General features: G+C 70.3%; 17 protein-coding genes. 10 read left to right on the forward strand and 7 right to left on the reverse strand.

Annotated elements, in window-relative coordinates:
• From EV139_RS00800 to EV139_RS00845, 9 genes are all read left to right on the forward strand, one after another.
• On the forward strand, positions 1–3,509 hold a 3,509-nt coding region (locus EV139_RS00800), incomplete at its 5' end, for an Ig-like domain-containing protein (protein WP_206750804.1).
• A gap of 237 nt (positions 3,510–3,746) precedes the next feature.
• On the forward strand, positions 3,747–4,601 hold the full coding sequence (locus EV139_RS00805; protein ID WP_130452427.1) for an AraC family transcriptional regulator: 855 nt from the start codon (positions 3,747–3,749) through the stop codon (positions 4,599–4,601).
• 214 nt (positions 4,602–4,815) lie between these two features.
• On the forward strand, positions 4,816–5,874 hold the full coding sequence (locus EV139_RS00810; protein WP_130452428.1) for an ABC transporter substrate-binding protein: 1,059 nt from the start codon (positions 4,816–4,818) through the stop codon (positions 5,872–5,874).
• Between the two features lie 8 nt (positions 5,875–5,882).
• Entirely contained in the window at positions 5,883–7,151 is a 1,269-nt protein-coding gene (locus EV139_RS00820; RefSeq protein ID WP_237465649.1) for a FecCD family ABC transporter permease, read from the forward strand.
• Positions 7,148–8,236: a FecCD family ABC transporter permease gene (locus EV139_RS00825; protein WP_241988929.1), complete on the forward strand. Its 1,089-nt coding sequence runs from the start codon at positions 7,148–7,150 to the stop codon at positions 8,234–8,236. Before EV139_RS00820 ends, EV139_RS00825 begins: the two co-directional genes overlap by 4 nt.
• A gap of 11 nt (positions 8,237–8,247) precedes the next feature.
• Complete coding sequence (locus tag EV139_RS00830) at positions 8,248–9,036, forward strand: ABC transporter ATP-binding protein (protein ID WP_130452429.1); 789 nt, start codon at positions 8,248–8,250, stop codon at positions 9,034–9,036.
• A complete protein-coding gene (locus tag EV139_RS00835; RefSeq protein WP_130452430.1) occupies positions 9,033–10,721 on the forward strand; it encodes an ABC transporter transmembrane domain-containing protein in 1,689 nt (562 codons plus the stop codon). Before EV139_RS00830 ends, EV139_RS00835 begins: the two co-directional genes overlap by 4 nt.
• A complete protein-coding gene (locus tag EV139_RS00840; RefSeq protein WP_130452431.1) occupies positions 10,714–12,525 on the forward strand; it encodes an ABC transporter ATP-binding protein in 1,812 nt (603 codons plus the stop codon). The genes EV139_RS00835 and EV139_RS00840 overlap by 8 nt, the downstream gene beginning before the upstream one ends.
• The gene (locus tag EV139_RS00845) at positions 12,522–13,412 is read left to right on the forward strand and encodes a siderophore-interacting protein (protein ID WP_130452432.1); all 891 of its coding nucleotides are present in this window, start codon (positions 12,522–12,524) and stop codon (positions 13,410–13,412) included. The genes EV139_RS00840 and EV139_RS00845 overlap by 4 nt, the downstream gene beginning before the upstream one ends.
• 43 nt (positions 13,413–13,455) lie before the next feature.
• Here EV139_RS00845 and EV139_RS00850 read toward each other — a convergent pair whose 3' ends face one another.
• Positions 13,456–14,874, reverse strand: a complete 1,419-nt coding sequence (locus EV139_RS00850) for an MFS transporter (protein WP_198677399.1) — start codon at positions 14,872–14,874, stop codon at positions 13,456–13,458.
• A gap of 143 nt (positions 14,875–15,017) precedes the next feature.
• Between EV139_RS00850 and EV139_RS00855 the strand changes: the two genes are divergently transcribed.
• The gene (locus tag EV139_RS00855; RefSeq protein ID WP_198677400.1) at positions 15,018–15,704 is read left to right on the forward strand and encodes a TetR/AcrR family transcriptional regulator; all 687 of its coding nucleotides are present in this window, start codon (positions 15,018–15,020) and stop codon (positions 15,702–15,704) included.
• Positions 15,705–15,731: 27 nt separating this feature from the next.
• On the opposite strand, the gene EV139_RS00860 is transcribed toward EV139_RS00855, so the two are convergent.
• From EV139_RS00860 to EV139_RS00885, 6 genes are all read right to left on the reverse strand, one after another.
• Positions 15,732–16,415, reverse strand: coding sequence for a GntR family transcriptional regulator (locus EV139_RS00860; RefSeq protein WP_130452434.1), 684 nt, complete (start codon positions 16,413–16,415; stop codon positions 15,732–15,734).
• A 106-nt stretch (positions 16,416–16,521) separates the two neighbouring features.
• On the reverse strand, positions 16,522–17,421 hold the full coding sequence (locus EV139_RS00865; protein ID WP_130452435.1) for a substrate-binding periplasmic protein: 900 nt from the start codon (positions 17,419–17,421) through the stop codon (positions 16,522–16,524).
• 12 nt (positions 17,422–17,433) lie between these two features.
• Positions 17,434–18,219 (reverse strand): amino acid ABC transporter permease, encoded by a 786-nt coding sequence (locus tag EV139_RS00870; protein ID WP_130452436.1) that lies wholly within the window; start codon positions 18,217–18,219, stop codon positions 17,434–17,436.
• Positions 18,219–18,857 (reverse strand): amino acid ABC transporter permease, encoded by a 639-nt coding sequence (locus EV139_RS00875; protein WP_130452437.1) that lies wholly within the window; start codon positions 18,855–18,857, stop codon positions 18,219–18,221. Before EV139_RS00875 ends, EV139_RS00870 begins: the two co-directional genes overlap by 1 nt.
• The gene (locus tag EV139_RS00880) at positions 18,857–19,627 is read right to left on the reverse strand and encodes an amino acid ABC transporter ATP-binding protein (protein WP_130452438.1); all 771 of its coding nucleotides are present in this window, start codon (positions 19,625–19,627) and stop codon (positions 18,857–18,859) included. The genes EV139_RS00875 and EV139_RS00880 overlap by 1 nt, the downstream gene beginning before the upstream one ends.
• A complete protein-coding gene (locus EV139_RS00885) occupies positions 19,624–21,369 on the reverse strand; it encodes a dihydroxy-acid dehydratase (protein WP_130452439.1) in 1,746 nt (581 codons plus the stop codon). The genes EV139_RS00880 and EV139_RS00885 overlap by 4 nt, the downstream gene beginning before the upstream one ends.
• Positions 21,370–21,431 lie beyond the last annotated feature (62 nt).

Genomic DNA, 21,431 nt, shown 5'->3' on the forward strand with positions numbered 1-21,431 from the left:
TCGAGTTCGCTCTGAGTACTCCTGCTGGCGAGGGCGCTGAGCTCTCGGTGACCGCGACTGATGCGGCTGGCAACGAATCGGATCCGACGATCGTGATCGTTGACTCCGCTGCGCCGGATGCTCCGACGGTTGATCCCACGAATGGTACGAAGGTGTCGGGTCAGGCTGAAGCTGACTCGAAGGTGATCGTTCGTGACAAGAACGGGACGATCCTGGGTTCTGGCACGGCTGATGCTGAGGGCAACTTCGAGTTCGCTCTGAGTACTCCTGCTGGCGAGGGCGCTGAGCTCTCGGTGACCGCGACTGATGCGGCTGGCAACGAATCGGATCCGACGATCGTGACCGTTGACTCGATCGCTCCGGACGAGCCCTTCGTGAACCCGTCGAATGGTCAGGTGGTTATTGGTTCGGCTGAGCCGAACTCGACGGTCAACATCATGGATGCCCTTGGCACCGTGATTGGTACCGGCGTTGCTGGCACCGATGGTTCGTTCAACATCGCTCTGGATCCGTTTGCGAAGACCGGTGACGTTGTCACCGCGACCGCAACGGATGCGGCCGGGAACGTATCGATTCCGGCGACGGTCTCGGTGAACTCGGATATTCCGCAGTCGCCGACGGTTGCCCCGTCGAACGGCACCGTGGTGTCGGGTACTGCCGAGCCGAACATGAAGATCACGGTGCTAGATGCTGCCGGTGATGTGATTGGTTCCGGTGTTGCGGACAAGGATGGCGCGTTCAGCGTCAAGCTGGACTCTGCTCCCGGACACGGTGACGAGATCGCTGTGGTCGCGACGAACGAGGCTGACGTTTCGTCTGCTCCGTCCGTGGTGGTTATTGATGCTCTCGCACCGGATGCGCCAGAGGTGAACCCGACTGACGGTCAGAATGTCACCGGTTCTGCTGAGGCTGGCTCAACTGTGACTGTGAAGAACCAGGCCGGTGACGTACTCGGAACTGCGGTTGCGCAGCCTGATGGTTCGTTCCTGGTGAGTCTGGATCCCGCGGCGAAGGACGGCGACAAGCTGTCGATCACCGCGACTGATCCTGCTGGGAACACGTCTGAGCCGAACGTGGTGACCGTTGACGCGGTTGCTCCGATCGCGCCGGATGTGGATCCCACGAACGGTTCTGAGGTGACGGGCCAGACTGAGCCCGGCGCGCAGGTCGTTGTGCGGGATAAGGATGGCAACATCATTGGTGAGGGCACTGCGGATAAGGACGGCAACTTCGTTCTTCCGTTGGATCCCACGCCGGGTGATGGTGACAAGATCACCGTTGAGGTGACTGATCCGGCTGGGAACACGTCTGAGCCGACTGAGGTTGTGGTGGATTCCGCTGCTCCAGCTGCTCCGACCGTTGACCCGACAAACGGAACCGTGGTCACCGGCAAGGCCGAACCAGGGTCTGTTGTGACGGTCACAGACAAGGGCGGCATCGTCATTGGTGAGGGCACTGCGGATAAGGACGGCAACTTCGTTCTCCCGCTGACCCCGGCAGCCGCGCACGACATGGAGCTGTCGGTCACCGCGACTGATGCTGCTGGCAACGTGTCGGATCCGACGGTGGTGACCGTTGACTCGGTTCCTCCGACGACGCCGATCGTTGACCCGACCGATGGTTCTGAGGTGACGGGCCAGACTGAGCCCGGCGCGCAGGTCGTCGTGAAGGACAAGGAAGGCAACATCATTGGCGAGGGCGAAGCTGATAAGGATGGCAACTTTGTTATCCCGATCAGTCCGATCCCGGACGACGGTGACAAGATCACCGTTGAGGTCACTGATCCTGCTGGGAACACGTCGGAGCCGACTGAGGTGGTTGTTGATTCGACCGCTCCTGACGCGCCCGTGGTGAACCCGACCAATGGCACGCAGGTGTCGGGTCAGGCTGAGGCCGGTTCGGTTGTGACCGTGAAGGACACGACCGGCAAGGTGCTCGGTTCTGGCACGGCTGATGCTGAGGGGAACTTCGAGTTCTCACTGAGCCCGGCTGCTGATCACGGTGCAACGCTCTCCGTGACGGCAACTGATCCTGCTGGCAACGTGTCGGATCCGACGGTGGTGACCGTTGACTCGGTTCCTCCGACGACGCCGATCGTTGACCCGACCGATGGTTCTGAGGTGACGGGCCAGACTGAGCCCGGCGCGCAGGTCGTCGTGAAGGACAAGGAAGGCAACATCATTGGCGAGGGCGAAGCTGATAAGGATGGCAACTTTGTTATCCCGATCAGTCCGATCCCGGACGACGGTGACAAGATCACCGTTGAGGTCACTGATCCTGCTGGGAACACGTCGGAGCCGACTGAGGTGGTTGTTGATTCGACCGCTCCTGACGCGCCCGTGGTGAACCCGACCAATGGCACGCAGGTGTCGGGTCAGGCTGAGGCCGGTTCGGTTGTGACCGTGAAGGACACGACCGGCAAGGTGCTCGGTTCTGGCACGGCTGATGCTGAGGGGAACTTCGAGTTCTCACTGAGCCCGGCTGCGCCCGAGGGTGCTGAGCTGACGGTCACCGCGACCGATCCTGCCGGCAACGTCTCGGACCCGACCGTGGTGACCGTTGACGCGGTTGCTCCTGACGCGCCCGTGGTGAACCCGTCGAACGGTCAGCAGGTCACTGGTTCTGCTGAGCCCGGTGCGACGATCATGATCAAGAACAAGGACGGGAAGGTCATCGGGTCCGGCGTTGCTGGCACCGATGGTGCATTCAACGTTGCGCTGAAGCCGGCCGCGAAGACCGGTGACATCGTCACCGCGACCGCGACCGATGCCGCAGGCAACGAGTCCGCTGCCACGAAGGTGGAAGTGAACTCGGGAATCCCGACCTCGCCGAAGGTGAACCCGACCGATGGTGTGACCGTGTCTGGTTCTGCTGAGCCGAACATGAAGATCACCGTGACTGACGCTGACGGCAACGTCATCGGCAGCGGTGTGGCAGGCAAGAACGGTAAGTTCAGCATCACCCTGGATCGTGTGGCCGCTGAGGGCGAGAAGCTCTCGGTGGTTGCCACGAACGAGGCTGGTACGAACTCGGCTCCGACAGTAGTGACGGTTGATTCAATCGCTCCTGACGCGCCGACCGTTGATCCGACAGACGGCAAGACCGTCACGGGTCACGCCGAGCCCGGTTCGACGGTGACGGTGACGGACGCTGACGGCAACGTCATCGGCACCGGCACCGCTGGCACCGACGGTTCGTTCAGCATCACGCTGACGACGCCGCAGAAGCCGGGAGCGAAGCTCTCGGTGACCGCGACGGACGCCGCCGGCAATGTGTCGGATCCGACCGTGGTGACGGTGCAGGCGGCGAAGGCTGTCGTCCCGCCGACCGAGAAGCCGAAGGCGACCCCGACGCCTGTTGAGCAGGTGCTCGCCGTAACCGGTGCTGCGCTCACTCAGCCGGCGGTCCTTGCGGGGCTGTTGCTCCTGCTCGGCGCTGGGGTGTTCCTGGTGGCGCGGAAGCGTCGCCGGCACACCGAGGAAGAGGAAGCCGCCACTGCGGCGCACTAACCCCTCGAATGCGTGAAGCAGCGGGGCCCGGGATCTGATCTCGGGCCCCGCTGTGGCGTTTCACGGCTGGGTGCATCGTGCGCGACACCGTTGGCAGCCCGGGTGCCGCTGCAGTGTGGTGCGCGGTGCGGGCGGAGCCTCCCCGGCGATCTCCGTGATCGGTCGTGTGACCGCCCTGGGGGCCGTCAAGCGGCCGCCTGAGGATGGCCCCAACGCCCCTGCTACGCTATTCATCTGATGAACTTGTATCGGAGTGCGGACTGGGACGTGAGCGGGGAGCAACCCGCGGCCGTCGTGGCTCCGTACCTGATGGGTACCGGTGTGGTGTCGGGGGAGGCGGCCGCGTTGCGGCCGATCTCGCCGCCGCACAGCCACCCCGAGGCGATGCTCGCCTGGTGCTACCGCGGCACCGTGACCGTGCAGCTGCAAGACGCGCTCTGGAGCCTCGCTCCGGGGCAGGGCGTGTGGATCCCGGCCGGCACGCCGCACACGGCGCGGCACGACCGCGATTCGACCGGCTGCTACACCTACGTCTCTGACGCTGCGCTGCGCGAGCCGATCGCTGAGGTGGCGCGGGTGCTCGTACCGCGAGCCGTGCAGGAGATGCTGCTGCACCTCGGGGTGAACGACATGGATCCGGGGCTGCGCGTGCGGATCCAGGAGGTGCTGATCGAGCTGCTGCAGCTGCCGTCGCAGGAGGCCGACACCCGCCGGGAGGATCGGTGGACCGAGCTTCCGGTTCCCAGTGACGAGCGGGTGCGCGCGCTCGTGGAGACCGTGCTCACCGAGCCCGGCGCAGCGCGCACGGCGCGCGAGCTGTTCGCGGCGCACGGCCTGCACGAGCGCACGGTGCTGCGCGTGTTCACCACCGAGATCGGCATGAGTTTTCGGCAGTGGCGTACCGGGGTGCGCATGAGTCTCGGGGCGCGGCTCATCGCAGAGGGGACGCCGGTGGGCTCCGCGGCGCTCCGCTGCGGATACGCGACCACGAGCGCGTTCTCCGCGGCGTTCAGGGAGCGCTTCGGGGTGACGCCGCGCGAGCACGTGTCGCGGGTGCGCGCCGACTCGGCCCGGCAGAGCTACTGGCGGTAGGGACTCCGGCGGAGTGCCCGTGGCGGGCCGGTGTCGAGTTTGGAACACAAGTCGTCGGGTTCGCGACACCGCGGGCGGCGATCTCCGCCTAGCATCGTTTCGTTAGGTGAGGCTTTCCTACGTCGGATGATTGCCGCTCTGGCTCTCCGACCGCCGCACTGACACCCAGAGCCGTACTGCCGCGGCCACCGTCCCACCTCTCGTAAGGAGAACCATGCCGCACACTCACGCGCGCCCCCGAGCGCGGCGACTCTCGTCGCTCGCCGCGGTCGCCCTCGCCGCCGTCCTCACCGTCACCGGGTGCTCCGCGGGTGGCGGAGCCACGGCTGCGCCCGCGTCAAGCGACGGCGTCGTGATCGAGCACGCGCACGGCTCGACCACGATTCCCGAGAAGCCGAAGCGGATCGTGGCCCTCGGCTGGATGTCGCCCGACGTGGTGGCCGCGCTCGGCACCAACCCGGTCGGGATCGAGGAGGTGTGGGGTGCCGGGGAGAGCGGCTACCAGCCGTGGTTCGAGGACTTCGTCACCGCCGAGTACGGTGAGACGCCCGAGGTGATCCCCTACGCGGAAGAGGGGCCCAACTACGAGGCGATCATGGCGCTTAAGCCCGACCTGATCCTGGGCCTGTACTCGGGGATCACCGATGTGGAGTACGAGCGGCTCAGCGAGATCGCGCCCACGGTGCCCTACATCACCGGGCCGTGGAACCCGGGGACGTGGGAGGAAATGACCACCACGATCGGCAAGGCGATGTGGGCTGACGAGCGCGCGACCGAGCTGGTGACCGAGACCGAGGAACTCATCGAGTCGTACGCGTCGGAGCACCCCGAGTTTAAGGACAAGTCATTTGTCTGGGGCCTCACGCTGAACGAGGGCGGCACCGACCTCGGCGTCTACCTCGACTACGACCCCCGCGTGCGCATCACCGAGGCGCTCGGTTTCACCTCGACGTCTGCGATGGACACGTTCCTCTCCACCGCCGAGGGTGACAACTGGTACACGGGCGTGAGCCTCGAGCAGCTGCCAGACGTCGACGCGGATCTCTTCGCGGCGTGGGGCGGAAGCGCCGCCGAGGGCGAGTACACGGTGGCCAACAAGGTCGTCGCCGCGTGGAACCCGATCGCCAAGAACTCGTACGTGATCTACGCCGACGAGGCGAAGGCCTCCGCCATCAGCGCGCCGACCGTGCTCTCACTGAAGTACATCCTGCCCGAGTACGTCGAGGATCTCGCCGGCGCACTGCAGGGTGAGCCGACGATCAACGGCAAGTGATCAGGCCGATGCCCGAAGCGACCGCGGGGCCGGCTCGCCTGGCCCCGCGCGTCGTGCGGAGCGCCGCCGGTACCGCGCCAGCGGCACCCCGCGCAGCGGCGGCCCCGCCCGCCTCCGCCTCCGCCTCCGCCTCCGCCTCCGCCTCCGCCTCCGCCTCCGCCTCCGCCGCCCCGGCCGCGCCGCGGGCGGACGCGGACGCACCAGCGGCAACGACCGCGACCGCGACCGCGCCGTCCGGTGCGCCCGCGCCGCGCCGCGCCCGCACCGGGCTGCTCGCCCGCAACGGCGCGCGCGTCGCGGGGCTCGCGGTCGCGCTCGTCGCCCTCGCGCTCGCGACGGTGCTGTCCCTCGGGGTGGGGCACCGCGCCATCGACCCGGCCACCGTCATCGCCGCCCTCACCGCGCACGACGCGTCGGACCCGCTGCACGTGATGGTCATGGAGCTGCGCGTGCCGCGCACGGTCTTCGCGATCCTGGTGGGGGCCGCGCTCGCGGTCTGCGGTGCGCTGATCCAGGCGTTCACTCGCAACCCGCTCGCCGATCCCGGCATTCTCGGCGTCAACGCCGGCGCATCGTTCGCCGTCACCTTCGCCGTCGGCGTGCTCGGCCTCACCGCGCCCGGCGCCTACGTGCCGTTCGCGCTGTTCGGTGCGCTCGTGCTCACCCTCCTCGTGTATGGCCTCGGCTCGTTCGGCCCATCCGGGGCGACACCGATGAAGCTCACGCTCGCCGGCGTGGCCCTCGGCGCCGCGTTCACCGGCTTCACCACCGCGATCGTGCTCCAGAACCACAGCACCCTGCAGGTCATGCGCTTCTGGGGCGTCGGATCGGTGGGGGGTCGCGAGCTCGACCAGCTCGCCTGGGCGCTCCCGCTCATCCTCGCAGGCCTCATTATCGGGCTCGTCTGCGCGCGCTCGCTCAACGCACTCGCCCTCGGCGACGACCTCGCGCAGGCGCTCGGGGCACGCGTGGCGGTCACCCGCCTCCTCGTCATCATCGCGGTCACCCTGCTCGCCGGCACGAGCGTGGCCGCGGCCGGCCCCATCGCGTTCGTCGGCATCATGATCCCGCACGTGGTGCGCTGGTTCACCGGGCCGGATCAGCGCTGGGTGCTCAGCTACTCGATGGTGGTCGGCCCCACCTTCCTGCTCCTCGCGGACGTGCTCGGCCGCATCGCGCTGCCCAACGGTGAGCTGCGCGTCGGCATCGTCACGGGGCTGCTCGGCGCCCCCGTGCTCATCGCGCTCGTGCGCCGCACCCGGGCGAGTGGCCTGTGACCGCGCAGCAGCCCGCCGGGGGCGCGGCGATCCCGCAGCGGCCCGCCGTCGACTTCGGGCGCCGCTACATCACGTTCGAGACGCCACGCTTCGCTGGCCGCACGCCGCGGCGCACCATGATCGTCTGCGCGGCGCTCGCCCTCGTCATCCTCGGCGCGGGCCTCGCCTCGCTCACCCTCGGCGCGTACGAGGTGAGCTTTGGGGCTGTGATCCGAGCGATCTTCGATCCTGCGAGCGACCCCGACGCCCGGCAGGTCGTGTTTGAGTGGCGCCTCCCGCGCGTCCTCTTCGCGGTGCTCTGCGGCGCGGCCCTCGCGCTCTCGGGCGGCATCTTCCAGTCGCTGACCCGCAACCCGCTCGGCTCACCGGACATCATCGGCTTCGGCGTGGGCGCGCAGTTCGGCGTGACCCTCGTGATGATCGTGCTTGAGCTCAACACGTACCTGTGGAAGGCCTCGGGCGCGCTCGTCGGCGGCCTCCTCACCGCGCTGCTGGTGTACGCGCTCGCGTCGAAGGGCGGCACCTCGGCCTTTCGGCTCATCATCGTGGGCATCGGCGTCTCGGCCGGCCTGGGCGCGCTGACCTCGTGGATCCTCATCACCGTGAGCGTGGAGAAGGCGATGATGGCGGCGACCTGGGGTGCCGGATCGATCGCCTCGCTCGGCTTCGACCAGCTCGCCCCGGCCGCGCTCGTCTTCGCGGTGATCCTCGTGCTCACCCTGCCGCTCACGCGGCGCCTCCCCGTGCTCGAAATGGGGGACGACGCGGCGGCCGCGCTCGGGATCGACGCCGGCCGCACCCGGTTCGCGGCGGTGGTGCTCGGTGTCGCCCTGATCGCACTCGTCACCGCGGCCGCCGGTCCGATCTCGTTCATTGCGCTCGCGGCGCCGCAGATCAGCCAGCGCCTCACCCGCTCGAACAGCCCGATGGGCACGCTCCCCGTCATGCTCACCGGCGCCGCCCTCGTGGTGGTCTCCGACGCCGTCGCCCAGCTCGCCACGGTCCCCGTGGGGGTCGTGACTGTGTCGGTCGGTGGCATCTACCTCGCCTGGCTGCTCGCGGCCCAGTACGCGCGCCGCGCCTGAAAGGAACACTCGTGACCGCTTCGCTGCTCGCCCGCGACATCACCCTCGGCTACGGGGATACGCCAATCGTCTCCGGTCTCTCACTCGAGGTCCCCGACCACTCGTTCACGATCATCATCGGCCCGAACGCGTGTGGTAAGTCAACGCTGCTGCGCGGGTTCGCACGGCTGCTGCGCGCCTCGACCGGTTCGGTGCTGCTGCACGGGGCTGAACTGCGCTCCCGCAAGCCGAAGGACGTGGCGCGCGAGCTGGGATTGCTGCCGCAGTCGTCGCTCGCGCCAGACGGCATTACGGTCGCCGATCTCGTGGGCCGCGGCCGCTTCCCGCACCAGAACGCGCTGCGCACCTGGAGTCGAGCCGACGAGGCCGCCGTCGCCGAGGCGATGGCGGCGACCGGGATCACCGAACTGTCGAAGCGGCTCGTCGAGGAGCTCTCGGGCGGCCAGCGCCAGCGCGTCTGGGTGGCCATGGCGCTGGCGCAGCAGACCGGCCACCTGCTGCTCGACGAGCCCACCACCTTCCTCGATATCGCCCACCAGATCGACCTCCTTGAGCTGTTCGCCGAGCTGCACCGCGATGGCACCACGCTCGTGGCGGTGCTCCACGACCTCAACCACGCGGCGCGCTACGCCACGCACCTCGTGGCGATGCGCGACGGTGAGATCGTGGCGCAGGGCGATCCGCGCGAGATCATCACCGCCGAGCTTGTCGAGCGGGTGTACGACCTCCCGTGCACCGTGATCACCGATCCCGTCTCGGGCACCCCGCTTGTGCTTCCGCTCGGGCGGCGGCGGCCGTGACCGAAGCGTACACCCCGGGTCGGCTCTTCGGGATCGCGCTCGCCGGCGACGGCCGCGGCGTGGCGCTCGCCGGGGCGACCGCGCTGCTCATGCTGCACGCGCTCGCCGAGGCGGCCGTTCCCGTGCTCATTGGCATCACGATCGACCGCGCCGTGCTCCCCGTCGATGGTGGGGCGCTCGCGCTGTGGCTCGGCGCGCTGCTCGGCGTCTTCGTGGTCCTCACCGTGAGCTACCAGGCCGCCTCACGGCTCATGGTGACCGTGTACGGCGTGGGCGAGCAGGCGCTGCGGCACCTCGCGCTCACGCGCCTCCTCAGGCCGCGGCTGTCGGCCACCCGGCTCACGCCGGGGGAGGCGCTCACCTTCGTCACCTCGGACACCTACCGCGTCGCCGGCGTCGCGTGGTCTGTCGCCCAGCAGAGCGCCACGCTCGCCTCGCTCGCTGGTGCGGCCCTCGCAATGCTCGTCATCTCGCCGATCGCGACGGCCGCGGTGCTGCTCTCGGCGGTCGCAATGATGCTCGCGATGCGCGGGGTCTCGCGGCCGCTTGAGCGGCGCGGGCGGGCGGAGCAGAGCGCGGCCACCGAGGCCGGCGCGGTCGCGGCCGACTTTATGAGCGGGTACCGCGTGCTCGTGGGGATCGGTGCGCGCGCCGAGGCTGCGCGGCGCTATGAGCGCGCGAGCGACCGCTCCCGCGTGGCCGCCACCGCGGCCGGGCGCTCCCTCGCCGGGTATGAGGCGGTCAGCGGCGTCCTCGCCGCACTCGTGACAAGCAGCTTTGTTGGCGCCTCGGCCTGGTTCGCCTCGGGCGGCCAGATCAGCATCGGCGAGCTGATCACCGTGCTCGGCCTCGCGCAGTTCATCAGCGGTGCCCTCGCATACGCCGGATCGTTCCCGTCGAACTGGATCCACAAGCTCGCCTCGGCGCGGCGGCTCGCCGAGGTGATCAACGCCGATGACCTCCTCGGGGTGCCCGCCGCCGGTGCGGCCGGACCCGCGGATCTGGACGCCGCGGGTGCCCCTGGCTCCGCCGACGCCACCGGCGCGGTGCTCACCTTCAGCCTCGGCTCCGACCGCGTCGCCGTGCGCAGCGGCGAGCTGCTCGGCGTCCGCCCGGCCAGTAGCGAGTCGGCCCGGGAGCTCTCCCGGCGGCTTGGGCTGCGGGCCGCGGGGGCCACCGGCGCGGTGACGCTCGCCGTCGCCGGGGAGCACCACGACGCGCGGGAGCTCGATCCCGTGGCGTATCGGCGCCGCGTCGTCTCGCTGCCGCACCGGCACGTCATCGCGAGCGGCACACTGCGCGAGTCGGTGCGCGGGCGGGGCGGGCACCCCGAAGCGGTGCCGCACGCGGGCGCGGTGGCGGCTGCCGCGCTGCACGACACCGTGCACCAGGCCGGCGGCTGGGACGCGCAGGTGGGCGAGGCCGGGCGCCGGCTGTCCGGCGGCCAGCGGCAGCGCATCAGCATCGCGCGCGGCCTCCACTCGGATGCGCAGGTGCTCGTGCTCGATGAGCCGACCTCCGCCGTTGACGCGGTCACGGAGGCGCTGATCGCCGAGGGACTCGCGCGCCACAGCGGCACCGTGATCGCGATCACCACCTCGCCCGTGCTGCTCGCCGCCTGCGATCGCGTGGTGTTCGAGGCGAGCGCCGCGGCGGGCGGCGACGGTGGTGAGCGACGTGGCTGAAGCACCGCACCCCGGCGACGGCCCCGGCCTGCCGATCGCCAGCGGGGCCGAGGTGTGGGGCGCGCTGCGCGGGCACCTGCGACGCGAGCGGGGCCGGCTCGCCGGCGTCGCGGTCCTATTCCTCGTCGCGGCGGCGCTCGGGCTCGTGATGCCCGCCTGCCTGGGCCGGATCGTTGACGCGGTCACCGCCGGGGCCGCCTGGCCGGTCGTCGCGGTGTGGGTGGCCGGGGTTGCCGCGGGCGCCATCGGGGCCGCGCTCGTCGCCCTGTGGGGGGCGCGGATCCTGGTCGGCCTGGTGCAGGACCTCCTGGCCCGGCTGCGGGAGGATGTCTTCACCGCGGCGATGCGGCTCCCGGCGCGGCGCGTCGACGACGCCGAAAGCGCCGACCTGCTCTCGCGCGTCACCGGCGACGTCGATGCCGTCTCCGAGGCCGGGGGAAACGTGGTCCCGGCGCTGCTCTCGGCGGGCTTCGCCATTGTGGTCTCGCTCGCCGCACTCACCGTGCTCAACCCGTGGCTGGCGTTCGCCGGGCTCGCGTGCGTGCCGTTCTACGTGCTGGGCACGCGGGCGTTCCTGCGCCGCTCGCGCGTCGTGTTCCGCGAGGTGCGCGCCCGCGAGGCCGCGCGCAGCCAGGCCGTACTTGAGGCGATCGACGGTCACGAGACGCTGACGGCGCTCAACGAGCAGGGGCACGCGCTCGACCTCGTCGCGGAGCGCGCCCGCGCGTCGATCCGCGTGCAGATCGTCGGCGTGGGCCTGCGCAACCGCCTCTTCCGATCCATCAACGGGGGCGAGGCCGCAGGGCTCATCGGGATCCTCGCCGCCGGCTGGCTGTTGCACGCACAGGGCGCGCTCACCGTCGGCGCCGTCACCACCGCCGCGCTCGTGTTCCACCGCCTCTTCGACCCGATCGGCCAGCTCATTTTTGGCCTCGACGACGTGCAGCGCGCGGCGATCGGGCTCGCGCGGCTCGTCGGCGTCATCGGGCTCGCCGCCGATGCGCCGCTGCCGCACCCGGCCACCCCGGCGGCGGCCACCGCCCGGACCGCGATCGAGCTGCGCGAGGTGAGTTTCGCCTACCCCGGCACCGCGCGCGGGGTGCGGGGCGTCAGCATGCGGGGAGCGCCCGGCACCACGACCGCGATCGTGGGGGCCTCGGGGTCCGGTAAGAGCACGCTCGCCAGGCTCATCGCCGGGCACGACGCCCCGGCCGCCGGCACCCTGCGGCTCACGCCGCCGGCGATCCCGTTCGCGCTGTCGCAGGAGCTGCACCTGTTCCGCGGCGGGGTCGCGGCGAACCTGCGGCTCGCGGCGCCCGGGGCGAGCGATGCTGAGCTGGGAGCCGCGCTCACCGCGGCCGGCGCCGACTGGGCCAAACCGCTTGTCGCGGCGGCTCCCGGGAGCGACCTCGACCTCGACCCGGACCTCGACGGGGGCCGGATCCAGCAGCTCGCCGTCGCGCGCGCAATCCTCGCCGATCCGGCGCTCGTGATCCTCGACGAGGCGACCGCCGACGTCGGTCTGCAGCACCGCGCCGAAGTTGACCGCGCCATCGCCGCACTGCGTCGCGGTCGCACCGCCGTGCTCATCGCCCACCAGCTGCAGCACGCCGCCACGGCCGACCAGATTCTCGTGTGCGCCGACGGCGCCGTGATCGAGCGCGGCACGCACGAAGAACTCATCGCCGCGGGCGGGGCCTACCGGCGATTCTGGCTCGCCCAGACCGGCCCCCGCGGTGTCATGCCGCCCCACGCCTCCCCGAACGACCCACCCACCACCCCACCAGAAACGGAGACCCCGTGAGCATCCACCGCGGTATCGTCACGCAGACCGCCGAACTCAGCCCATCGCTCGTCCGCATTACGCTCGGCGGCGCCGGCATCTCGGAGTTTCTGAGCACAGGCATCGGCGACGAGTACGTGCGCGTGTTCTTCCCGCACGGCGCCGACCCCACCGACGTGTCGCTGCCGATTCCCGACGGCGACTGGTGGGTGACTCCCGAGGGTGCCCCGGACGCCCCCATGCGCACGTACACGATCAGCGGGGTGCGGCCCGAGCGGGGCGAGCTCGACATCGACTTTGTGGTGCACGCCGCGGGGGTGGCCGGCCCGTGGGCGGCAGGTGCGGCCCCCGGCCACGTGCTCGGCCTCAACTCGCCGACGGGGCTCTACGCCCCGCCGCCCGGGATCAGCTGGCAGGTGCTCGCCGCCGACCAGACCGGCATCCCGGCGGTGGCGCGCATCCTCGCGGAGGCGCCGCCCGAGGTGCGCACCCGCGTGGTGATCGAGATTGCCGACGAGAACGAGCGCATCGAACTCCCCGTGGGGCCGCACGTTGAGGTGTCCTGGGTGGTCGGGGGCAACGGGCACGGGCCGAGTGCGCTCGGCCAGATCGTGCGCAGCGTGGTCGACGCGCGGCTCCCGCTCACCGAGGGCTACGTCTGGGTGGCCGGGGAGACCGTGGCGCTGCGCGACGCGCGCAAGTATCTGCGCCGCGAGCTCGAGCTGCCCACCGCCAACTTCAAGGTTGTGGGGTACTGGACGCCGATCGCGAACTGGAGCCGCAAGTACGAGGCGCTCCCGGCCGAGGTGCAGGGCGAGCTCGACGCGATCTGGGCGGACGGGGCCGATGCCGACCCGGAGGACGTGCAGCTCCGCTTCGAAACGCGGCTCGACGAGCTGGGCCTCTAACCGGACGCCCAGCCCGCCGGACTCACCCCGGCCCAAGCCGCGCCTAGCGGCGGGGGCCGGGGCGGAGCGTCAGCGCGAAGCACGCTCCCACGATGCTCACCACGGCGCCGAGCACGAAGAGCGCCGTGAACGAGGCGGCCGAGGGCGCGCCGCCCACCGCCCAGGCACCGCTCGCGAGCACGGCGGTCGCCACGGGCGCGCCGAGCGCGGAGCCGACCGTGCGGAGCACGCCGTTGACGCCGAGCGCGGCGGCGACCTCGTCGCGCGGGGCGAGGCCGGCAACCAGCTCGGCGACCACGGCGAAGCCGATCCCGTTGCCGAGGCCCACCAGGGCGAAGAACACCACGATCACCGCGAGGCTGCCCGGCGCGACCGCGATGCCGGCGCCGCCGACCCCCATCGCCGCGAGCGCCACGAACGCGGTGGCGCGCGGGCCGACCCGGCTGATCAGCCACGGCGCGAAGCGGCCGCCGAGGAACACGAGGATCGCCCCGGGGAGGAGCGCGATGCCGGTCTGGGTGACGCTGAAGCCCTGACCGAACCCCGGTTCGCCCGGCCCCTGCAGCAGCACGGGGAGGCCGATGTAGCAGAGGTAGGGGACGAAGCCGAGGAACAAAGTGATCCCGTTCGTGATGGCGAGCGCTGGGCGCGCGAGCGTGCGCACGTCCAGGAGCGGGGCGGCCGTGCGGCGCTCGACGATCACGAGCGCCCAGAGCGCCGCGACGGCGAGCGCCGCGAGGCCGAGCACCTGCACGGACGTCCAGCCCCAGCGCCCGCCCTGGGAAATGGCGAGCAGCAGCGCGAGCAGGCCGACCGTGAGCAGGATCGTTCCCGGCCAGTCGGTGCGCGTGGCCTGGCCGCGGGCCGATGCCGGGGCGAACGCTGCCACGAGCACCAGCGCGAGCGCGCCCATGACGGCGCCGGTGACAAACAGCCAGTGCCACGAGAGGGATTCGACGATCACGCCGCCGACCACGAGCGCGGCCCCGGCCCCGAGACCCATGGTGCCGCTGAGCCAGCCGATCGCTGCTGACTGCGCGGGGCCGGTCGTGTGCCGGCGCACGATCGCGAGCGCGAGCGGGAACGTGGCGGTGCTGGCCCCCTGCAGCACCCGCCCCGCGAGCAGCACGGGGAACGACGGGGCGACCGCGGCGAGCACCCCGCCCGCGATGAAGAGCCCCAGGGTGACGAACAGGATCTTGCGGTGCCCGTGCCGATCGCCGAGCGCGCCGAGGATCGGGGCGGCGATCGCGCCGCACAGGAGGTAGCTCGTGAGGATCCAGCCGGCCAGCGCGGCGTCGATCCCGAACTCGCGAGTGAGTGTGGGGAGCGCCGGGACGAGCAGCGTTTGCATCATCGAGAACGCGAGCACGGCGAGCGCGAGGGCGAAGACGAGTCCGCGGGAGCGGGGGACTGGGGGGACCACCCGGGACGGGGCGGTGTCGGATGATGCGGCGGGCAAAGCGACTCAAATCTGTGACGTGACGTGGTGTGCGGGTGGGGCCGCGCGCGGCGGGGCACCGGAGGCCGCGCGGCGCGAGGCCGATCGGAACGGAATCATTCGTTCCGATAGAATCGTATTGGATCGAGCGCTATTGTGAAAGGGTGAATTCGACCGAGCCGGTGCCCCCGCCGCTGCGCGGTCGCGCCCGCGAAGCCCAGGGCAACGACGCGTCGATCCTGCAGGCTGCCCGCGAGGTCTTCAGCGAGTACGGCTGGGGCGCGCCGATGGCCGAGATCGCCGCCCGCGCGCAGACCGGGGTGGCGAGCATCTACCGGCGCTACCCGAGCAAAACGGAGCTGGTCAACGCGATCCGGGTGCTGTCCCTTGAGCAGATCTGCGAGCTCGTTGAGTCGTGCGCCGTGCCCGACCCGGAGGCGCCCGCACCGGCCTCACGAGTCGAGCGCTTCCTTCGCCGCCACATCGTCGCGGCGTCAACGCCGCTGCTCACCACGTTCGGCCGCTACGTGGAGACCACCGGGGAGATCGACGCGCTCGCGGAGCGGCTGCGGCTCGGGCTTGAGGCGCTCGTCGGCGCGGACCGTGAGCGCGGCCTCGTGCCCGCGCACTACGGCCCGGCCGACCTGATGCTCACGATCACGCACCTCCGGCCGCCCCTCGCGGTCGACCGGCAGCGCGCGAACGAGATCCACCTGCGCCAGCTCGACTACGTGCTCCTCGGGCTTCGCGCGGCGGCGGCGGCCGAGGCCGCCGGTGACACCGTGCTCTCCGGCGCGCCCTCGTCGTGGGACGAGTGGCTGCGCCTCAACTCGACCGACGCCGGGCGGTAGCCTTGCAGCCGGCGCGCCGCACTGCGACTAGTAGAAGGAGCGGAGGAGCGCCTCGTTCGACTCGGCGAGGTGGTGCGCCATCGCGGCGGAGGCCCGATCCGGATCCTGCGCGGCGATCGCATCGAGGATTTCCTGGTGCGCGGTGAGCTCCTCCTCGGAGGTGACGTGCGCCGTGGCCTCTGGGAACAGGTAGTGCATCCGGGTGGTCTCGTCGAAGTAGGTGCGGAGGAGTCGGTTGACGCGATCGTTGCGCGAGACGTCGGCGATGAGCCCGTGGAACTCGGGTGCCACCGCGAGCCGCGACGCGTGGTCGAGGCTCTCGTCGCGCTGCAGGTCGAGCAGGGCGCCGAGCCGGTCGAGCAGCTTGGGCGTGCGCCGCGTCGCCGCGACCGCAGACAGCGGCGGCTCGATGTACATGCGCAGGGCCATGATGTTCTTGATGTCGCTGATGCCGACCTGCCGTACCATGTAGCCGCGCCTGGGGAACACCATCACGAAGTCCTCGGCGAGGAGCCGCTGGAGCGCCTCGCGGACCGGGGTCTTCGAGACGCGGAAGCGCGCGGCGATGTCCGCCTCGCGGATCACGCTGCCGGGAGCGAGCCGTGCGGTGACGATTTCGGTGCGCAACTCAGCGAGTACGCGCTGGGTCACCGAGAGGTCTTCGGCGGGCGCGGCCGAGCCGCTCCAGCTCTGCTCCATGTGTAGGTCCATCCTGTGTGATATTACTCTCAGAGCCGCCGCGAACTGCCAGTTCTGCCCAAAAGCGGCCGGCTGTGCGGCGGGATCGCTCCCGCCGCACAGCCGGCCGCGGGCCGGGCTATCGCCCGTTGACGTAGAGCTCGGCGGCTTCCTCCCCGATCTCGTTCTCCTCGAGCACGCGGGCAACGGTGCCGTCTGCCTTCGCGCGCTCGTAGTAGTCGTCGATCGCGGCGGTCATCGCGGAGTTCCCCTTCGTGTGGGGCCAGTTGTTTTCGAGGAGCACGGTGAGCTCCGGATACTTCTGGTCGTCGTCGAGGATCTTCGTGACGTAGTCGTCGTCGCGGTCGGTGAAGTTGAAACCCTGGATGCTCTGCCACGCCACCGCGTCGATGCGGCCGGCCTTGAGATCCTCGAACGCGTTCGCGTCGCTCTGGTACTCCTCGACGTTGTTCGCGCCGTACGCGGCCTTGAGGGGCTCGACGTAGTACGACCCCGAGAGGGTGCCCACACGCTTGCCCTGCAGCGAGTCGACCGTGTCGTACGCGGCGTCCTTCGCCGACGTGATCCCGAGCGTCTCATACAGGATGCTCCCCTCGGTCTGCGCGAACACCTCGGCCCGTTCGGGCGTCTTGAGGATGAGGCCGCCGAACATGTCCGACTTGCCCTCGCGGAGATCGAGCTGGGCCGCGGCCCCCGTCATTGGCTTGAACTTCACCTCGAGGCAGTTCTCCGCGGCGAACTCGGGGATCAGCGTGGCATCGATCCCGGTGAACGGGCCGCTGTCCGAGAGCGCGTGGAACTTCGGCGCCGCGTTCATCGCGGCGACGGTGAGGACGCCCGGTTCGATCGTGGTGAACTCGTGCAGCGGGGTGCAGTCTTCGGCGACTGCGGCCCCGGCCTCCTGCGCCGGTTCGCCTGAGCCGGCGCAGGAGGTGAGCAGCAGGAGTGCGGCGGCGGTGCCGGCGATGGCAACGCCGGAGCGTTGGGCGGTGATGCGGAATCCGGTGAGTGATCGCATTGCGTGGTGCTCCTATTCGGTTGGGTGTGCTGTGGTGAAACGCGGAGAAGAAACGGGTGGTGCCGCGGCGGCGATGTTGACGGCTCGGGTGCTCAGCGCCACGCGCTCGCCGCGGCCACGGCCGCGTTTGCGCGGCGGCCTGCGGTGCGCGATGCTGCCGGTGATGCGCTCCGCCCGGCGGTCCGCGATCACCTCCATCCACGCGAGCAGCGACGTCACCACGAGGTACAGGAACCCCGCCACCAGGAGCGGCTCAAGCACCCGCAGGTTCGTCATACCGATCGAGTACGCGGACCCGAGGAGCTCCTTGCCGCCGATCGCGTATGCGAGCGCGGTGCCCTGGAAGGTGATGATTGCGATGCCGATCAGCGGTGGCACGGCAATGTTGAGCACGTGCGGCACAATGATGCGCAGGGTCACGTCTGAGCGCGACAGGGCAAGCGCCTCGGCCGCCTCGATCTGCCCGCGCGGCACACTCGCGATCGACGCGCGGAAGATTTCGGCGGTGTACGCGGCGGTGGTGAGCCCGAACGCCACCATGATCGACGTGAAGCGGTCGAGGGTGACCACGCTGGCGAGCCCGAAGTACACGAGGTAGAGGGTGAGCAGCGCGGGAAAGCCGCGGAACGTTTCGACGAGCACGATGGCGAGGACGCGCAGCCACTTGCGCTTCCCGTTGAGCGCGAGCCCGGCCAGGAAACCGAGCGGGATCCCGACGGCGATGCTCGCTGCGGCCATCGCGATGCTGACCCCGAGCCCGGGGAGCAGGGCGACCACGAGGGTGAAGAACTCTTGCATCAGCCGGTCACCCCCGCAGCGCTGCGCGTGCCGAGGTGGCGGGCGAGGATTCCGATGGGCACCGTGATCACGAGGTAGACGGCGCCAATGGTGAGGAACGACAGGACCGGATCAGCGCCGATCTGTACGGCGTTGTACGCGTAGAAGACCAATTCGTTGGCTCCAATGATCGAGGCGATCGCGGTGTTCTTGAGCAGCGTGATCGAGTACGCCGCGACCGAGGCGAGCATCACGGGGACGGCCTGCGGAAGTACCACGCGGGTGAGCGTGTCCCAGCGGCCGAGCCCCACCGACGCGGCGCCCTCCCACTGACCGAGCGGGACCGCGTCGAGGCCAGCGCGAATGCTGTCTCCGATGTAGGCCGAGTTGATGATCCCCAGCCCAACGATCGCGGCGAGCACTGGCACCTCCGAGATGATGCCGAGCGAGAGGCCGAAGTAGATGATGATGAGCCACGCGACGGGCGGGATCCCGCGCGCGATCCAGGCCCAGAACGCCCCGACCGCCTTCGCGACCGGGTTGGCTGAGCGCCGCAGCATCGCGACGGGAATGCCGAGCACGAGCGAGAGCACGAGCGCGCCGCCCCAAATTTGGAGGGTGACGAGCAGCCCCTCGGCAATGTAGCGGGGATCAAGCATCAGACGACCCCGCTCAGGGCGTTCACGAACCGCCGAACGCGCTCGTGCGCGGGGTCGACGAGCATCGCCTCGGGGGTATCGAGGCCGATGACCTCGCCGTCGGCGATAAACATGACTCGGTCGGCGGCCTCCCGCGCGAACTGGATCTCGTGGGTCACCATGAGCATCGTCATACCGCCCTCGGCAAGCTCCTTCATCACCTTGAGCACCTCGACCCGCATTTCGGGGTCGATCGCGCTGGTGGGCTCGTCGAACAGGATCACCTCTGGGTCGAGCGCGAGGGAGCGGGCGATCGCCACGCGCTGCTGCTGGCCGCCCGAGAGCTGGCGCGGCAGCTTGTGCGTGTGCTCGCGCAGGCCGACCCGCTCCAGCAGCTCCTCGGAGCGCTGCGCGGCCTCCTCCTTGCTGCGGCCGAGCACCCGTCGCTGCGCGAGGCTCACGTTTTCGAGGGCGGTCTGCGTGGCGAAGAGGTTGAACGACTGAAACACCATGCCCACGCGCTTGCGCAGCTCGCGCACCGACGCCACGGGGGTGCGGCGCTCGGCGTCGAATACGCGTTCACCGCGCAGATCGATGGTGCCGGCGTCGGGCACTTCGAGCGCGTTCAGGCAGCGGATGAACGTGCTCTTGCCGGACCCGCTCGGCCCGATGATGGCGATGTGCTCGCCCTTGCGCACATCGACACTGATGCCGCGCAGGATTTCTTTCTCGCCGTAGCTCTTGTGGATGTTGCGCGCGGAGAGCGCGAGGGGCGGGGTATCTGTGGTCATGGTGTGGGTACTCCTGAATCGTGGTGGCGGATCGGTGCGGCGCCGGGCGCCGCAGGGTCGCGGAGGAAGTCGAAGTCGCAGCCGAACTCTGCCTGCAGCACGTGCGCGGCGTGCAGGCTGGCGAAGCCGCGCGTGGGGGGCGGGGCTGGGCGGTAGGGCGTACGCGCCGCGAACTCTGCCGGGTCGACGAAGTGTTCGAGGCGTCCGGCCTCGGCGTCGAGCAGTACCTCGTCGCCGTCGCGCAGGTACGCGAGCGGGCCGCCGACGGCTGCCTCGGGGGAGACGTGGAGCGCGACCACGCCGGTCGAGGTGCCACTCATGCGCGCGTCGGAGATGCGCACCATCTCGGTGACGCCGCGCCGGTGAAGCTTTGCGGGGATCGGGATGTGCCCCACCTCCGGCATGCCGGGCGCGCCCACGGGGCCGAGGCCGCGCAGCACGAGGATGCTCTGGGCGTCAACGTCGAGATCAGGGTCGTCGATGCGCGCGTTCAAATCGTCGAGGCCGTCGAACACCACGACCCTGCCGCGGTGCGTGAACAGCGCCGGGTCGCCGGCCCCGGCCGTCTTGAGTACCGCCCCGCCAGGCGCGAGGTTGCCGCGGAGCATCACGAGCGCGCCGCGCGGGGCGCGCGGAGCGGCGCGGTCCGCGATCGCGGGGCTCGCCGGTGGAGTGACCGCGGCGAGCTCGTCGCCCCAGCTCGTGCCGAGGGCGGTCAGCGCATCGAGGTGCAGCAAGTCCGGGATCTGGGCGAGCACGCTCGGGACGCCGCCGGCGGCCTCGATCTCGGGGAGTGTCTCGCTCCCGCCGGGGCGCACGTTCGTGAGGTAGGGGGTGCTCTGCGACCACGCCGCGAAATTGTCGATCCCGATCATCACACCGGCCCGGCCGGCGATCGCCTCCAAATGGATCACCGCGTTCGTCGAGCCGCCGAGCGCGGTGACCGCGCGGAACGCGTTCTCGAGCGACGCCATGGTGACGAGATCGCGCGGGCTCGTCCCGCGCCGCACCGCGGCCACCGCCTCGACCCCAGTGCGGTACGCGATCTCGCGCCGCCGCGCGCTCACCGACTCCGCGAACGCACTGCCCGGGAGTGCAAAGCCGAGCAGTTCGGCGATCGCGGCCATGGTGCTCGCGGTGCCCAGCACGTTGCAGGTGCCAACGTCCGTGTTGAGGTTCCCCTCGAACTCGAGCCACTCCGCGTCGTCAACCTCGCCAACGCGGCGGCGGTCGCACATGGGCCAGGCGTCGTCCACGGTGACCGAGGAGTTGCCGCGGTGGCACGACACCGGCCGCGGCCCCGCGACCACCATCGTGGCCGGTTTGCCCGCGCTCACGGCGCCCATGAGCTGCGCGGGCACCGTCTTGTCGCAGCCGCCCATGAGTACGACGCCGTCGATGGGGGAGACGGTGATCATCTCCTCGACGTCGATCGACATGAGGTTGCGCAGGTACAGGCTTGTCGGGCGGGTGAACGGCTCGGAGATCGAGATGGTGGGGAATTCGAGCGGGAGCCCGCCGGCGTCGCGCACCCCGCGCTTGACCTCGCGCACCAGCAGCGCGAGCCCCTTGTTGCACGGGTTGAGGTCTGACGCGCTGTTCGCGATCCCGATCACGGGGGTGCGTCGCACGTCCTCGGCACTCGCGCCGCCGCCGCGCAGAAACGCGCGGTGCATGAGACCGTCCTGACCCGGATCGCTGAAGAGCGCCCCGCCGGTGCCGGTGATGCCTCGCTGTGACATTGTTCTCCTTCGGTGCCCAACCACTCTGTCGGGCACATAGGAATCTACCGAAGAAAGAAATC

Source organism: Leucobacter luti, from assembly GCF_004217175.1.
GTDB classification, from domain to species: Bacteria; Actinomycetota; Actinomycetes; order Actinomycetales; family Microbacteriaceae; genus Leucobacter; species Leucobacter luti.

Excerpts from the sequence above, each read along its gene's own strand:
- EV139_RS00865 (WP_130452435.1), bottom strand. The coding sequence starts at position 17,421 with ATGCGATCACTCACCGGATTCCGCATCACCGCCCAACGCTCCGGCGTT.
- EV139_RS00820 (WP_237465649.1), top strand. The coding sequence starts at position 5,883 with ATGCCCGAAGCGACCGCGGGGCCGGCTCGCCTGGCCCCGCGCGTCGTG.
- EV139_RS00870 (WP_130452436.1), bottom strand. The coding sequence starts at position 18,219 with ATGCAAGAGTTCTTCACCCTCGTGGTCGCCCTGCTCCCCGGGCTCGGG.
- EV139_RS00885 (WP_130452439.1), bottom strand. The coding sequence starts at position 21,369 with ATGTCACAGCGAGGCATCACCGGCACCGGCGGGGCGCTCTTCAGCGAT.
- EV139_RS00880 (WP_130452438.1), bottom strand. The coding sequence starts at position 19,627 with ATGACCACAGATACCCCGCCCCTCGCGCTCTCCGCGCGCAACATCCAC.
- EV139_RS00860 (WP_130452434.1), bottom strand. The coding sequence starts at position 16,415 with ATGGACCTACACATGGAGCAGAGCTGGAGCGGCTCGGCCGCGCCCGCC.
- EV139_RS00810 (WP_130452428.1), top strand. The coding sequence starts at position 4,816 with ATGCCGCACACTCACGCGCGCCCCCGAGCGCGGCGACTCTCGTCGCTC.
- EV139_RS00805 (WP_130452427.1), top strand. The coding sequence starts at position 3,747 with ATGAACTTGTATCGGAGTGCGGACTGGGACGTGAGCGGGGAGCAACCC.
- EV139_RS00875 (WP_130452437.1), bottom strand. The coding sequence starts at position 18,857 with ATGCTTGATCCCCGCTACATTGCCGAGGGGCTGCTCGTCACCCTCCAA.